At 43.0% G+C, this 15,101-nt stretch carries 14 protein-coding genes; 10 read left to right on the plus strand and 4 right to left on the minus strand.

The annotated features are described in order from the left end of the window. The coding region (locus tag FC26_RS13125) for a zinc ribbon domain-containing protein (RefSeq protein ID WP_235809516.1) at positions 1-135 on the plus strand (135 nt) is incomplete at its 5' end. Between the two features lie 328 nt (positions 136-463). After that, on the plus strand, positions 464-2,044 hold the full coding sequence (locus tag FC26_RS11750) for a peptide chain release factor 3 (RefSeq protein ID WP_057781036.1): 1,581 nt from the start codon (positions 464-466) through the stop codon (positions 2,042-2,044). A gap of 58 nt (positions 2,045-2,102) precedes the next feature. On the opposite strand, the gene FC26_RS11755 is transcribed toward FC26_RS11750, so the two are convergent. Further along, positions 2,103-2,999, minus strand: a complete 897-nt coding sequence (locus tag FC26_RS11755) for a DMT family transporter (protein ID WP_057781039.1) — start codon at positions 2,997-2,999, stop codon at positions 2,103-2,105. Between the two features lie 112 nt (positions 3,000-3,111). Then, on the minus strand, positions 3,112-3,810 hold the full coding sequence (locus tag FC26_RS11760; protein ID WP_057781042.1) for a MucBP domain-containing protein: 699 nt from the start codon (positions 3,808-3,810) through the stop codon (positions 3,112-3,114). Between the two features lie 146 nt (positions 3,811-3,956). Between FC26_RS11760 and FC26_RS11765 the strand changes: the two genes are divergently transcribed. Beyond that, positions 3,957-4,553 (plus strand): ECF transporter S component, encoded by a 597-nt coding sequence (locus FC26_RS11765; RefSeq protein ID WP_057781045.1) that lies wholly within the window; start codon positions 3,957-3,959, stop codon positions 4,551-4,553. 60 nt (positions 4,554-4,613) lie between these two features. On the opposite strand, the gene FC26_RS11770 is transcribed toward FC26_RS11765, so the two are convergent. Further along, positions 4,614-6,854 (minus strand): ATP-dependent Clp protease ATP-binding subunit, encoded by a 2,241-nt coding sequence (locus FC26_RS11770; RefSeq protein WP_057781048.1) that lies wholly within the window; start codon positions 6,852-6,854, stop codon positions 4,614-4,616. A 366-nt stretch (positions 6,855-7,220) separates the two neighbouring features. Here FC26_RS11770 and FC26_RS11775 point away from each other — a divergent pair, with 366 nt between their 5' ends. The 6 genes from FC26_RS11775 (at position 7,221) to FC26_RS11800 (ending at position 13,136) form a co-directional block, all read left to right on the plus strand. Then, the gene (locus tag FC26_RS11775; RefSeq protein WP_057781051.1) at positions 7,221-7,403 is read left to right on the plus strand and encodes a hypothetical protein; all 183 of its coding nucleotides are present in this window, start codon (positions 7,221-7,223) and stop codon (positions 7,401-7,403) included. 222 nt (positions 7,404-7,625) lie between these two features. After that, positions 7,626-7,892 (plus strand): phosphocarrier protein HPr, encoded by a 267-nt coding sequence (locus FC26_RS11780; RefSeq protein ID WP_057781055.1) that lies wholly within the window; start codon positions 7,626-7,628, stop codon positions 7,890-7,892. Then, on the plus strand, positions 7,892-9,616 hold the full coding sequence (ptsP, locus tag FC26_RS11785; protein WP_057781058.1) for a phosphoenolpyruvate--protein phosphotransferase: 1,725 nt from the start codon (positions 7,892-7,894) through the stop codon (positions 9,614-9,616). The genes FC26_RS11780 and ptsP overlap by 1 nt, the downstream gene beginning before the upstream one ends. Positions 9,617-9,893: 277 nt before the next feature. Beyond that, positions 9,894-11,096, plus strand: a complete 1,203-nt coding sequence (locus tag FC26_RS11790; RefSeq protein ID WP_057781062.1) for a glycosyltransferase family 4 protein — start codon at positions 9,894-9,896, stop codon at positions 11,094-11,096. Positions 11,097-11,099: 3 nt separating this feature from the next. Further along, positions 11,100-12,122, plus strand: a complete 1,023-nt coding sequence (locus FC26_RS11795; RefSeq protein ID WP_057781065.1) for a glycosyltransferase family 4 protein — start codon at positions 11,100-11,102, stop codon at positions 12,120-12,122. Between the two features lie 3 nt (positions 12,123-12,125). Then, positions 12,126-13,136, plus strand: coding sequence for a lysylphosphatidylglycerol synthase transmembrane domain-containing protein (locus tag FC26_RS11800; protein WP_057781068.1), 1,011 nt, complete (start codon positions 12,126-12,128; stop codon positions 13,134-13,136). A gap of 36 nt (positions 13,137-13,172) precedes the next feature. Here the strand turns inward: FC26_RS11800 and FC26_RS11805 are convergent, their stop codons facing one another. Next, a complete protein-coding gene (locus FC26_RS11805; protein ID WP_057781072.1) occupies positions 13,173-14,357 on the minus strand; it encodes a pyridoxal phosphate-dependent aminotransferase in 1,185 nt (394 codons plus the stop codon). 113 nt (positions 14,358-14,470) lie between these two features. Between FC26_RS11805 and FC26_RS11810 the strand changes: the two genes are divergently transcribed. Beyond that, entirely contained in the window at positions 14,471-14,722 is a 252-nt protein-coding gene (locus FC26_RS11810) for a YkuJ family protein (protein ID WP_235809514.1), read from the plus strand. The last annotated feature ends 379 nt before the right edge of the window (positions 14,723-15,101 follow it).

A 15,101-nucleotide genomic window follows, 5' to 3' on the forward strand; every position in this document is an offset into this window, starting at 1 on the left:
GTTATGGGCACTGGAACAACGAATAAACTTACGCTAGCCGATCGTGATTGGATATGTCCGCAATGTGAAACTCACCATATTCGCGACCATAATGCCGCTCAAAATATTTTGGCTAAAGGTCTCGCATCAATGTAAAATTATACAGTTCGTCTGGCTCTTCGATGTCCGACGAAACTAGAGCGCTAAAGCGCTAAGTCCGTCTGGCAACCTGCGGACTATAAAGGCTTTGGTAATTAGCGGATAAGACCTGCTTGCAGGCAATCGCTGTATCTAAGCAATTTGTGGTCATTGCACCGTTAGGTGCGGTTCTCACAAGCTTCCGACTTTAGTCGGGAGTGGTTGACTAAGCCTAACTCTGGTTTGTTGGAGGGCTTTTTTTCTACTATATGGATAACTATCTATTAGACTTTGTCTCGGGGGTGTATTAAGATGGTATAGGACTATTTTGGAAAGGGACAATTAAATGAAAACACCGGAACAATTAAAACAAGCCGTTAACACTCGTCGGACCTTTGCGATTATTTCTCACCCCGATGCCGGTAAAACAACCATTACCGAACAAATGTTACTTTTTGGGGGCGTAGTGCGCGAAGCCGGAACGGTTAAGGCCAAGAAATCAGGCAACTTTGCAAAGTCTGACTGGATGGAAATTGAAAAGAAGCGTGGAATTTCCGTTACGAGTTCAGTGATGCAGTTTGACTATCAGGGGAAGCGAATCAATATTTTGGATACCCCCGGGCATGAGGATTTCTCTGAAGATACCTACCGGACATTGATGGCCGTGGATTCGGCTGTCATGGTGATCGATGGGGCTAAGGGGATCGAACCGCAAACTAAGAAACTCTTCCAAATTTGTAAGATGCGTGGAATTCCGATCTTTACCTTCATTAACAAGTTTGACCGTGATGCACGGGAACCACTTGATTTGATGGCGGAACTCGAAGACGTTTTAGGAATTCAATCGTACGCCATGAACTGGCCAATTGGAATGGGCCGGGGGCTCGTCGGTTTGTATGACCGTTTTAACAAGCGGGTCGCATTGGCACATCCGACAGATGACAGCCAGCCATACATTCCTTTGGATGCTGATGGGCAGATTCCTGCTGACAATCCGTTGCGCGAAGACAGTATCTGGCAAGATACCCTCGACGAGGTGGATTTATTAGACGAAGCCGGGAATGATTTTGATGAATCAAAAATTGCCAGTGGGCAGTTGACCCCCGTCTTCTTTGGATCGGCATTGACAAACTTCGGGGTACAAACATTCCTTGAAACTTATCTCAATTACGCACCAGCACCGAGTGCCCATAAAACTGAAAATGATGAAACCGTAGAACCATTAAGTGCTGACTTTTCTGGATTTGTATTCAAGATTCAAGCCAACATGAACCCCAACCATCGTGATCGTATTGCCTTTGTGCGGATCTGTTCCGGTGAGTTTGATCGGGGAATGGATGTGACGTTGGAACGGACTGGTAAATCCATGCGACTATCTAATTCCACACAGTTTATGGCTGATTCACGGGAGACCGTCGAAACGGCTGTGGCTGGTGATATTATTGGACTGTACGATACTGGGAACTTCCAAATTGGCGATTCCATTTATACTGGGAAGCAAGATATCAAATTCGAGAAATTACCACAATTTACACCGGAATTGTTTGTCCGGGTCATGGCGAAAAACGTCATGAAGCAGAAATCATTCCATAAGGGGATTGATCAGCTAGTTCAAGAAGGTGCCGTTCAACTGTATTCAACCTATTCGACGGGGGATTACATTTTGGGTGCCGTGGGTCAACTTCAATTCGAAGTGTTCCAATTCCGGATGTTGAATGAATATAATTCAGAAGTTGTAATGGAGCCACTGGGACACAAGGTGGCACGGTGGATTAATCCAGACCAACTCGATGAGCATATGTCCTCGTCACGTAATATTCTCGTTAAGGATCGGGCTGGGGCACCACTATTCTTGTTCGAAAACCAATTTGCAGAAAACTGGTTTAAGAGCAAGTATCCAGACGTTGAGTTAATGAGTAAACTTTAGAATAGCATAATAAGAAGCGACCACCAATGTAAATTGATGATCGCTTCTTTATACGGTTCTATACTTTGTGATGGGGAAACCACATTTTCCGGAAGTTGAGTTGCATAATCAATAGCGCAATGATGATCAACACACCCCCGATAAAGAGATTTTCTGTGAACGGCTCAAATCCAAAGACGACGGAAAAGATACTGCCGAACATGGATTCCGTCATTAAAATGATACCGGCCGGTGTTGGGTCAGTAAAACGTTGACCAACCACTTGAAGGGTTTGCGCGCCAAACGAAGAAATAATACCGAGGATCACGACGGGCCAAATACCGGCTTTCCAGTCGACGATGGCGTAGGTTCCGTGTTCAAATAATAGCGACCAAATTAGGCCGAAACCACCTTGGGTCACCCCTAACATGAAGGAAAGAATCCACGGATTAGAATCGGTGGCTGTCATGCCAAAGTAGACGATTTGGAGGGCGTAAAAGAGTGCGGAGAGAATGGTTAATAAGTCACCGATGTGAATGGAGAAACCCTGGCCGATAATGTTAGTTAAGAAAATCATCCCCACCATACAGATTAAAATGGCTAGGTAGCTTTTGGGCTCTGGCCGTTTGTGAAAGAAGATCCAGACGATAAAGGGGATAATGACGACGTAGATTGCGGTCAAGAAGGCGTTGTTGGCGGGTGTCGTGTACATTAGGCCAATCGTTTGAATTTGATAACCCAAAAAGTTGATTAAGCCTGCGGTCAGTCCAATTCGAAGGTCAACCTTGGTCATCTTATTGATGGCCTTATGAAAGAAAAGGTAGGCTAACGCGGCGTATATCAGCCCCCGGATCGCGTTGATTGTGCCGGCATGCATGCCCGCGTTGGTGGCCTGCTTAGAGAAAAGATAGCCGGATCCCCAGATAATAGCGGCTACGAGTAACATAAAGTTAGCCTTAGTTTTTGATAGTTGCATACTTGCTCCTCCCGAAAAAGTTCATTTAAATAATATACCACTAAATGATAGTTAATGGCGGAGTGGTAACTAAAAAGATCGCGATAGTTTAGTCGCGATCTTTTAGTAAAAACTATTTAAATTTAATGTAAGTTCCGTTGATGAAGCCCTTATCTTGGATTTGATACCAAACGACGCCATCGTTATTCACAGCCTTACCGATAATTTCAACGGTTGTGTCGTCGGTCAATTCATCCTGTACCTGCCCATAGGGTTTATCGTAAGTCTGAATTTGCTTGTTGGGGATGTAGTCAATGCGGGCCATGACGTGGTCGAGTGGTTCAATCGCTAACATGTCTTCTTCTGGCATCGCTTTTTCTCCAGCATAGGGATTTTTGGTAATGGTAATTTGATGGTATTCGATCCATTGATCGGGTCCCATTTCGTACCAGAATTTACCATTGCTGGTAGCCACCCGTTTGAATGCTTTGACGGTCATCCCAGCTGGGAGGGTGATGTTGCGGGAAATCCCGTTAATCGTATCATAGATTGTGGTGTCGGCGTTCAGATGAAGATACATATCAACGGTTTGAACTTCCACCCAGTCTTTGCGGCGGTAGTAGAGACGGACGACGTGAGAATCTTCATCGAAGATGCCGTTTAAATCACCTTCGGCTTTGATAAATTTAAAATTCTCGATTTCTTTTTGTTCAACGGCGTAGTGCTGACCGTTACGGCCCCGTAGTAGGACCGGTAAGATAAGATTGGCCTTGGTGTCAATATTGATATAGTAAGCCCATACCGGGACACCAGTGCGAAAAGATTCAGTCACATTGATCACTCCAATGGTGTTTATATTGCTTTTATTATACAGCTTTTGGGGACAACAAACACCTCATTCGAATAAATGGACAAACAATTGGTCAATACAGGGTGAAATGATATAATAGGCCCATCCTATATTGACGGGAGATCATTATGAAAAAACATAATTCGACGTATCATATGAGTATTTTGAGTATTTTAATTGCAATCATTATTTTACAAGACTTTATTCCCGTACTGGGCAATATCCCGATTGGACCGTTGAGTCTTACCACGCTCCATATTACGGTCATTATTACCGCGATTGTTCTCGGACCGGTTGACGGCGCTATCGTTGGTGGTGTTTGGGGTGTGATCACATGGATCCGCGCGTTTACCATGCCTAGTAGTCCACTAGCGCCCTTAGTATTTGTCAATCCGTTGGTTTCGGTCGTTCCACGGATCTTTATCGGATTAATTGCGGGATGGCTATTTCTCGGTCTGATGAAGGTGATCAAGAAGCCGGTGGTGCCAATGGTGATTGCGGCCATTGGGGGCGCATTGACCAATACGCTATTAGTGCTGGGATTTATCTACCTGTTTTACCATACGCCGGCCGTCGCTCAGGCTTACGGAGTTAACATCGATCACTTGTTTAAGGCGTTACTGGCCATCTTTGCGACTAATGGTCTTGCAGAAATGGTACTGGCAGCAATCATTGCACCAGCCATTGCGACACCGTTACGCCGATTGCATCATCGAACAAAATAGAATCTAAAAAAGGCGATCCTGATTTGAATTCAGGATCGCCTTTTACTAGCTTAAGAACACTTATTGATGGGGCGTGTCTGTGCTAGGTGTTGCAGCTGCGCTCGTGCTTGGGACGTTCGCAGTAATGATTTTAATATCGTTATCGTCGAGAGTTGCTTCGAGGTTTTTCACGTTTGGATTATCTAAGACGAAGTCGGCAATGCGATCTTCAATCTGTTCTTGGATAACCCGCCGTAATGGGCGAGCCCCCATTGTTGGATCGTAGCCCAGTTCGACCAGTTTTTCTTGAACGGGTTGGGTGACATTGATGTAGAGACCTCGGTCAGCCAACATCTTGTTGACGTCGTCGACCATCAGACCCACAATCTTCATCAGATTATCCTTAGTTAAAGTATTGAATTCAACAATGGCATCAAAGCGATTGAGAAATTCAGGCTTGAAGTAGTTGCCCAACTTATCGAGAACAGAATGCGTTTTACCCGAAGCTTCTGCGCCGAAGCCCACACTGGCTTGTGCATCACCAGTTCCGGCGTTAGAAGTCATGATAATGATCGTGTCCTTGAAGCTGACGGTGCGACCTTGTGAGTCAGTCAAACGACCGTCATCAAGGATTTGCAAGAACATATGCATCACATCGGGATGTGCCTTTTCCACTTCATCGAGTAAGATCAAGCTGTATGGGTGACGACGAACCTGTTCAGTTAGCTGCCCAGCTTCTTCGTACCCAACATAGCCTGGCGGTGACCCAATTAACTTCGATGTACTATGTTTCTCCATGTATTCACTCATATCGAAACGAATCATCGAATCTGCGTCACCGAAGAGTTCCTTTGCTAATTGCTTAGCAGTTTCCGTCTTACCAACGCCGGTAGGTCCGACAAAGAGGAAGGAGCCGATTGGTCGACCTGATTTGTTCAAGCCAATCCGGTTACGCCGAATTGCTCGAGCAACCTTATTAACGGCTTCGTCTTGTCCAATGACATGGGATTCAAGGTTCTTATCAAGATCCTTAAGCTGCGTTTCTTCTTGTTTTTGAAGATCACCAACGGGGATGTTGGTCTTTTCTTCCACAATATGCTGCATATCCTCAACATCGACAGTGGCTGCTTCTTCGCTGTGATTTTCTTCTGCGTCCTTCTTAGCCTTTTCAAGTTTGGCAACTTGATCACGGTAGAAGGCGGCCTTTTCGTAATCTTCATTATCGAGGGCCTGTTGCTTGTGTGCTTCCGCAGTATGAATTTCATTTTCAATCGTTGCTGGATCAGCTGTTTTCAGGGTTAAGTTCTTCTTCGAACCAGCTTCATCAAGTAAATCGATGGCCTTGTCTGGTAAGAACCGGTCTTGAATGTAACGTGCTGATAATTTAGCAGCAGCTTCAATTGCGTCATCAGTGTATTTAACGTTGTGATAGTCTTGGTACCGGGCTTTGATGCCGTTTAAGATTTGGATCGTTTCTTTGACTGTTGGTTCGTCAACTTGGATTTGTTGGAACCGACGTGCTAGCGCCGAGTCCTTTTCAATTTTGCGGTATTCGCTCAGCGTGGTAGCACCAATTAATTGGAAATCACCACGCGCCAAGGCAGGCTTCAAAACGTTGCCGGCATCCATGCCACCTTCGGCATTACCAGCACCCATAATCTCATGGATTTCATCAATGAAAAGAATGATATTGGGATTCTTTGAAACCTCGGTCATTAATTGCTGCATCCGCTGTTCAAATTGCCCACGAATCCCGGTTCCTTGAACGAGTGAAACAACATCTAAACGAATAACTTCTTTATTAGCGAGTTTTTGTGGTACTTGTCCCGCAACAATTTCTTGGGCGAGGCCTTCCACGACGGCCGTTTTACCAACCCCAGCTTCACCAATCAAAACGGGATTATTCTTGGTCCGTCGGTTCAGGATCTCGATGACCCGGGCAATTTCTTTGTCCCGGCCAATGACTGGATCAATCTTGCCTTGTTTAGCAAGATCGGTTAAGTTAACCCCGAACTGTGCGAGTAGGCTATTGCCGCGGTTACCACCTTGGCCGCCTTGTGCCTGTGTCTGTTGACCGTTAAAAGCTTCTTGCCCAGCAGCTTGTTGGCCACCTTGGCCCTGCATGGCCTTTAACAAGTCATCCAAGTTTCCAAAACCAAATGGATTTTGCGCCATTCCGTTTCCTCCATTCATCAGGTTGTTTTGTGCTTGTTGTAGTAGTTGATAACAATTCTGACAGAGATCAACTTGCATCTTTTGACCATTGATTGTTGCTTGTAAATGAATGGTCGCCGGATTTTTCTGACAGTTCTGACATAACATTGAGGCAAACCTCCTTTATTTGTAAATTAGGGTCTATCTGCTCACAGTCCCATTGTAAAAAGAATTTCTTTGCAATCCAACTAAAAAGCACTTAAGAAAGGCAATTTAATGTTTGACCTTTCTTGACCATTGACTACATTATACATGCATTTAAAGTGAATGCAAGTAATTAGTCTGACGATTTGTAAGTTGCTTGATTACTGGTGTACCAATGGTTTGATAGGCAACGAAGGTGATCTTGAATCACTTTCACGGTTGATTTTAGCACTTTGACAGTTAGAGTGCTAATCATTTGTCGCTTCTTAAGAATTTTGTTAATCGATTGTGTATAATATAGAAGAACCTTAATTGGCAAGGAGGTGCATAATGGAAAAAGATTATGTGCAATTAATGGAAGATTTACGAAATTCTGTGATTGATAGTTTTACGATTGATTCTGATGAATTTCAAACTTTTCAGGTTGAGTATCATAAATATGAATTTCGTCAGTCACTAGTCGGAATTGCCAAACGCGGTGGCACAGTCGAATATCGACGTAAACCAAAGTAAAGCAATTGAAAGAAATGACAGCTATTTTCTCATAAATGACGTGATTAGTTCCAGTTAATATCGAATATCACCATTTGTGTGTTAAAAAACGGATATCGGGAGACATTCAACAGTAGTTCGGTCTTGTTTTTAACGCTTACAATTGCTAGAATAAACTAGAAGGAGACTATTATGTCTATTCATGATAGTCTACAATTTAATCCTCGAAGGAGATTGATCACAATGGAAAAACGCGATTTTAAAGTTACAGCAGAAACAGGTATTCATGCACGTCCAGCTACTATCTTGGTACAGACTGCATCAAAATTTAGCTCAGATGTAACGCTTCAATATGAGGGCAAGAGTGTTAACTTGAAGTCTATCATGGGTGTTATGTCACTTGGTGTTGGTCAAAACGCTGACGTTACTATCAGTGCTGAAGGCCAAGACGAAAAAGAAGCAATCGAAGCAATTGCTGATACCATGTCAAAGGAAGGACTTGCTGACTAATGTCAAACCGACTCGATGGGATTGCTGCCTCAAATGGCATAGCAATCGCTAAGGCGTATTTGCTAGTCGATCCCGATCTATCTTTTGAGAGAGAGAATGTCAGTGATGTGGATCATGAAATCGGGAAAGTTCATGATTCTTTTAGTGAGTCTGCACAGGAGCTCAAAGTTATTAAACAGCGAGCTTTAGAAACTTTAGGGCAAGAAGAGGCGGAAGTCTTTGAGGCCCACATTACCATTTTGAACGATCCAGAACTAATTGGCGCGATCGAGCAAAAGATTCGAGACGAGAAGTTGAACGCTGAGTCGGCCGTCAAGGACGTCACCGATATGTATATCGAGATGTTCGAACAAATGACGGACAATGCTTACATGCAAGAAAGAGCCGGCGACGTGAGAGACGTGACAAAACGTGTCTTGAGTCACTTATTAGGTGTTAAGTTACCCAGCCCAGCATTGATTGATAACCAGTCAGTTGTTGTGGCCCATGATTTAACGCCTAGTGATACGGCACAGTTAAATCGTGATTATGTGAAGGGCTTTGTTACCGATATCGGTGGCCGGACTTCACATTCAGCGATTATGTCACGAACTCTTGAAATTCCGGCCGTCGTCGGAACTGAAAGTGTGACGGCAGATGTCCACGATGGTGACATGCTAATCGTGGACGGCATTCATGGGAAGGTTGTTGTCAACCCAACCGATGAAGAAGTCAAAGAGTACCAACAAATGGCGGACCGTTTTGCTAAGGAACAGGCCGAATGGAAGTTGCTGAAGGATGCGGACACGCAGACAGCAGACGGACACCATGTAGACATTGCTGCGAATATCGGTACCCCCGATGATTTATCGGGTGTTATTGATAATGGTGGTGAAGCAGTTGGCTTATTCCGGTCAGAATTCCTTTATATGAATTCAGCCGAATTACCAACGGAAGACGAACAGTTTGAAGCCTATAAGAAGGTTGTCGAAGGAATGAACGGGCGGCAAGTGGTGATCCGAACGATGGATATCGGCGGAGACAAACACTTACCATACCTGCCACTTCCCGAAGAAATGAACCCATTCTTAGGGTATCGGGCTATTCGGATTAGTTTAGACCGTCAGGAAATTTTCCGGACTCAGTTACGGGCACTATTACGAGCTTCTAATTATGGTAAGCTCGCCATCATGTTCCCAATGATTGCAACGGTTGATGAATTTAAACAGGCACGAGCAATCTTTGACGAAGAAAAACAAAAGATGGTTGAAGCTGGCAACTCGGTTGCTGATAATATTGAAGTTGGGATGATGATGGAAATCCCTGCTGCGGTTTTAATTGCTGATAAGTTAGCTAAATATGCAGACTTCTTCAGTATTGGAACTAATGATTTGATTCAATATTCATTTGCGGCTGATCGTGGTAACGAACATGTGTCATACTTGTATCAACCATACAACCCATCACTGCTACGTTTAATTAAACAAGTGATTGATTGTGCCCACGCAGAAGGCAAATGGGCCGGTATGTGTGGTGAAATGGCTGGTGACCAGATTGCGGTACCAATTTTACTTGGCATGGGGTTAGATGAGTTCTCAATGAGTGCAACGTCAATCCTGCAGACAAGATCATTGATTAAGCGATTAGACACGTCGAAGTTACAACCACTAGTTGATGCTGCTTTAGATGCAGAATCAAATGAGGCGGTTATTGAACTTGTTAACCAGCTTGATATTAAAGATTAAAACTTAATTTAAGGGCGTTCCTACGGGGATGCCCTTTTTTATATGCAGAAGTAATAGTCGGATAAAAGATCTTTAAATAAATGATAAAATTTATTAATTTCCGCTATTATAATTGATTATTAATCCCATTAAGGTACAATGAATTGCGTTGCAACTTGTGTAGTTAATTGATATTCAGAGACGGTTTTAGTACAATAAATATTGATTATTAATGTTGAAGAACTAAATGAAACTGGTTGTTTTTAAACCAGTAAAACAGGGCCAAAGGAGAATTATTGTGAACATCGGTTTATTTACAGATACATATTTCCCACAGGTCAGTGGTGTCGCTACTTCTATTAAAACGTTGCGTGATGAATTAGAGGCACAGGGGCATAATGTTTATATCTTTACCACAACCGATCCTAAGGTTTCTAAAGATCAAGTCGAGCCTGGTATTTACCGATTTGCGAGTGTACCTTTCGTTTCATTCACTGATCGTCGAATTGCGGTTCGGGGATTATTTAAGGCTTATCGATTAGCGAAGGAATTAAACTTAGATATCGTCCATAACCAAACTGAGTTTTCGTTGGGGTGGATGGGAAAGGTCATTGCTAAAGCCCTCCATATTCCATGCATTCATACTTATCACACAATGTATCAAGATTACCTGCACTACATTGCCAATGGTCGCATTGTTAAACCAAAGAACGTGAAGCAAATGGCAACACTGTATTTGGCACACATGACCGGAGTGATTGCACCTAGTGATCGCGTTTTAAACGTATTAGAAGGATACGGTGTGAAGGCGCCAATTCGGGTCATCCCAACTGGAATTAACTTGGGGCGGTATCAGGACAATGATAGTCCACTAGTTAGCCAGCAGTTGCGCAAGGAGCTGGGATACACAGAGGAGACGCCGGTAATTTTATCGCTTAGTCGCCTTGCATTTGAGAAGAATATTCATGAGGTGATCGAGGCCCTACCTGAGATTTTAAAGCAGTTGCCGACGGCTCAGCTGTTGATTGTGGGGGATGGCCCCGCCAAGGAGACCCTCGAAAATCAGGTTCACGAGATGAAATTGGACAGTCATGTGACGTTTACCGGCGAAATCAGTAATGATGCGGTTCATCACTACTATCACCTGGCCGATGTATTGGTATCTGCATCGGATTCAGAATCTCAAGGGCTGACTTATATCGAGGCCCTAGCGTCAGGACTGCCGATTGTTGTCATGCGTAGTCCGTACACGGATGAGCTGATTGACGATGAGGCAATTGGGAGTAGCTTCCAGAAGAAATCGGAATTGGTGGAGAAGACGGTTCAGTACCTGACGACACCGATGTCAAAAGAAGATGCTAATGAGCGAACCCGGAAGTTAAAAGAAATTTCGGCGGAAACCTTTGTTCAACGTGTGGTGAAATACTATCACGATTGCCAAATCTCGTTAGCGGAGTCAGAGCATGAACCGATTAATTTATTTCGGGGACCAAGAGGTTAATTGATGTTAAAAATTACAATGTTTTCTGCTGCTGATAAGGTTAAAGGTCAGGGAGTCGGCAGTGCATATATTGAATTGATCAATCTATTAAAAGATCGATTTAGCGATGAATTTGAAATTAAGATTAATAAGTATGGTCGGAGTCAGATCAGCCATTATCATACGATTAATTTTCCGTTTTTTCTTTCGACCTTTATGCCAGGGCGTGGTCGTAAAATTGGATACGTCCATTTTTTGCCTGAGACGCTTGAGGGAAGTGTTAAAATTCCACAGCCGTTTCGGGCTATTTTTTATTGGTATGTGATCAAATTTTATAAACGAATGGATCATATTGTGGTGGTTAACCCATCTTTTATCCGCAAACTGGAAAAGGTTGGGATTGATCGAAGTAAGATCACGTACATTCCGAATTTTGTGGATGACGATCATTTTCACGAATTACCTGCGGCACAAAAACAAGCGTTACGAGATAAGTATGGATATGATCGCAACCGGTTTATGATCTTAGGAACGGGCCAAATTCAGGAACGTAAAGGGGTCAACGATTTTATTAAGTTGGCGCAACAGAATCCCGATATTCAGTTTGTGTGGGCTGGCGGATTTTCCTTTGGTCGGATTACTGATGGCTATGCTGAATTAAAGAAGGTTGTTGATAATCCGCCGGCTAACCTTAGTTTCCCAGGAATCGTGGATCGCCATTTAATCGGGGAATACTATAACATGGCCGACCTATTCCTATTGCCCTCTTATAATGAACTCTTTCCAATGTCCGTATTGGAGGCTTTTAGTTGCGGGACGCCGGTTATGCTTCGCGATCTAGATCTCTATCAGTCGATTATTGACGGATACTATGAACCGGCGCAAGACGTGGATGAAATGCAAGAAAAAATAACGGCACTGAGACAAAATCCTGCGGGGCTAACATTTTTGCATGATAAGTCGTTAATTGCGACCCAGCGCTATTCAAAGAATCATTTGGCCGAAATTTGGCACCGGTTTTACTTACAGCAAGCTGAAGAGAGGTAGCCAATGTCAAGACGTAATCGGTTTGTCCTTATTCTAATGTTACTGGTGGGACTCGGTATTTTCGGGTACTCACTTCGGAATGTGAAACTGTCATCGTTGTTGCGTGACTTGGCTAATCTGCGGTGGCAATGGTTTATTATCGCACTTGTCTGCATCTGTATGTACCTGATTCTTGAATCGTTAGTAGTGAAAACGTTTATGGCCGATCGATTGTCGTCATTTACGTTTAAAGATGCGGTCCGCGTCCCCTTGATCGAACAGCTATTCAACGGAATTACACCGTTCTCGACGGGCGGGCAGCCTGCTCAATTGATTGCGATGTTGCAATCGGGGGTCGATGCGGGCCAAGCAAGCTCGGTTTTACTGATGAAGTTCGTCGTTTACCAGGCCATGATTGTAGTTAGTTTTATCATTAGTCTCTTGATCGGCTTTCACTATATTGCGGAAAAGCTGCAGGCATTATCACTGCTCGTGATCTTTGGCTTCCTAGTGCACTTTACCGTCATTGTTGGCTTGTTGATGATTATGTATTGGCACAGCTTTACCAAAAAGGTCGTAAATCTATGTATTGCACCAGGAAAATGGTTTATGTCCGCCGATCGTTTCGTCAAAATGAAATTAAACTTGGATACGAAGATCGATAGCTTTTATCAAGAAAGCCTCAAGATTAAGTCCGAAGGCGTCAAGATGCTCCGGGTATGCCTGTTAACAATCTGTCAGCTGGCGTTTTATTACTTAATTCCGTACTTTATCATGCGCTCGCTGGGAGTCACAGGCCTTAATTTAGTGATGGTAACTAGTTTGCATATTTTGATCGTCATGATCATTTCACTGTTTCCAATTCCTGGCGGTGCTGGTGGTGCGGAATATAGTTTCTCGGTACTCTTTTCGAGCTTTATTGGTACGAACAGTAAATTAGTACTGGCGATGATTCTCTGGCGATTATTAACGTACTATTTCGGAATGTTTGCGGGAATGTTTGCATTGATGATCAAACCAGACAAAAAAATATGAGGAACTCACTGTTGATGAGTTCCTCATATTTTTGTTTTAGTGAACGATGTTAGCAGGTGTTTCGATATAGGCACGAAGCCGTTTCATCGCTTCTTGTAACTTGGTCATATCAGATGCGTAGCTGAGTCGGACGTATCCTTCACCTTCATCACCAAAGGCATGACCAGGGATAAGGGCGAGATGGTTCTTTTGGGCAAGATCCTTGCAAAAGGCCATTGAATCTTGGTTAAATGGTGCTGGAATTTTGCCGAAGATGTAGAAAGCACCATCTGGTCGGGCAATTTCGAAGCCCATGTCGCTCATTTCGCGATAGACATAATCACGACGTTTCAAATATTCACGAGCCATTTCACGGCCATCATCAATACCGTTAGTTAGTGCTTCAACGGCTGCTTTTTGGACAATCGAGGTTGCTGCGGTGACCATATACTGGTGAACCTTCTTAATTTCTTCGATCATGTCTACATCTGCGAAGATGAAACCAATTCGCCAACCAGTCATGGCATGTGATTTGGATAAGCCAGAAATGAGAACGGTCTGTTCTGGAATCATACTAGCGATGGAAGTATGGGTCGTACCATAGGTTAGTTCAGAGTAGATTTCATCACTGAGAACCCATAAATTGTACTTTTTAAAGACGGTGACTAATGCCTCTAACTCTTCTTTACGATAAGTCACGCCAGTAGGGTTACTTGGGTAGTTGAGCACGATTGCTTTGAATTGGATATCGGGATGGTCCTGAATGGCCTGTTCGATCATCTCTGGTGTTAAAACAAAATTATTAGGGCGTGTGTTAACGCGGACCTCAACACCATGGTAAAAATTAATTAGCGGTGTGTAAGCTGAATAAATTGGAGCGGGAACAATGACGCCATCGCCAGGATTAAGGACGGTTCCCAATGCAGCAGCGATAGCTTCGGATGCGCCAACTGTAGTGATCACGTTATCAGCATTGTAGTGGAGCCCATACTTCTTATTTTGAAAATTTGCTGCCGCTTGACGAACTTCGGGGATGCCAGCATTGCTAGTATAGTGGGAGAAGTTATCATCAATGGCCTGCTTTGCGGCTAATTGAACGTGCTCAGGAATGTTGAAGTCTGGTTCACCAAGGGTGAGCTTTAAAATATCTGGGATGGAACTAGTTGCTTCGTCGAATTGGCGAATTTCTGAAACTTCAATCTGATTAAGCTGTGCATTTAGATCTGTTCTGAAAAGACTCAATACAATTACCCCAATTTCTTCTATAAGATTATAGATTAATTAAAATTATTCTAGCATATCTGTGATATAGTTAAACAACCAATCTTTGTCAGTGAACATTTTTAGGAGATAATATGATGAATGAATCAGAATTATTTAAAATTATTAGTCGGTTGTATGCCATGCAAATTGATGTAACCAGCCAAATTCAACGACGAAGATTTGAAAAATTTGGTGTTGAAGTATGTCGAGTAGAGTACGATCATCGGACGAAACTGTTCAAAATGATTGGTTACCGACCTTATTATGAGGCGCAATTCGACAATTTAGATTTGGTTGCTATTGAAATTTATGATTGTTTAGCACACTTGGAATATGTTTTTTAGTGATATAAGGAGGGCGAAAAGCGCTTTCTAGAATTACTATAGTCCTAAAATACCAATAAAATGGATTGATTTGAAAAAATAGCTTGACGGTGATTCGATCAGTTGGTATGATATCTAATGTCGTCAAGCAGAGGACAGCGTTTCCATCATTTGGTAAACGTATTTTAATTAAGAAATTAGTTAAAAACATGCTTGACGAATTCAAATCAAAATGGTAACATTATTTTCGTTGCTGTTAACAAGCTGTTCATTATTAATTAAAAATAGTTGTTGACATCATCTTTAAAAACTGTTATTATTTAAAACGTTGCTCAATTAAAAAGAGCAACATGGTAGACCTTTGAAAACTGAACAAAGTTTCGACAAATCAAATGTGTAG

It is taken from the genome of Paucilactobacillus vaccinostercus DSM 20634, from assembly GCF_001436295.1.
Taxonomy (GTDB): Bacteria; Bacillota; Bacilli; order Lactobacillales; family Lactobacillaceae; genus Paucilactobacillus; species Paucilactobacillus vaccinostercus.

Bases quoted from the DNA above. Each gene is read 5' to 3' on its own strand.
- FC26_RS11765 (WP_057781045.1), top strand. From the start codon at position 3,957: ATGAAAAAACATAATTCGACGTATCATATGAGTATTTTGAGTATTTTA.
- FC26_RS11770 (WP_057781048.1), bottom strand. From the start codon at position 6,854: ATGTTATGTCAGAACTGTCAGAAAAATCCGGCGACCATTCATTTACAA.
- FC26_RS11780 (WP_057781055.1), top strand. From the start codon at position 7,626: ATGGAAAAACGCGATTTTAAAGTTACAGCAGAAACAGGTATTCATGCA.
- FC26_RS11810 (WP_235809514.1), top strand. From the start codon at position 14,471: ATGATGAATGAATCAGAATTATTTAAAATTATTAGTCGGTTGTATGCC.
- FC26_RS11750 (WP_057781036.1), top strand. From the start codon at position 464: ATGAAAACACCGGAACAATTAAAACAAGCCGTTAACACTCGTCGGACC.
- ptsP (WP_057781058.1), top strand. From the start codon at position 7,892: ATGTCAAACCGACTCGATGGGATTGCTGCCTCAAATGGCATAGCAATC.
- FC26_RS11775 (WP_057781051.1), top strand. From the start codon at position 7,221: ATGGAAAAAGATTATGTGCAATTAATGGAAGATTTACGAAATTCTGTG.
- FC26_RS11755 (WP_057781039.1), bottom strand. From the start codon at position 2,999: ATGCAACTATCAAAAACTAAGGCTAACTTTATGTTACTCGTAGCCGCT.
- FC26_RS11800 (WP_057781068.1), top strand. From the start codon at position 12,126: ATGTCAAGACGTAATCGGTTTGTCCTTATTCTAATGTTACTGGTGGGA.
- FC26_RS11795 (WP_057781065.1), top strand. From the start codon at position 11,100: ATGTTAAAAATTACAATGTTTTCTGCTGCTGATAAGGTTAAAGGTCAG.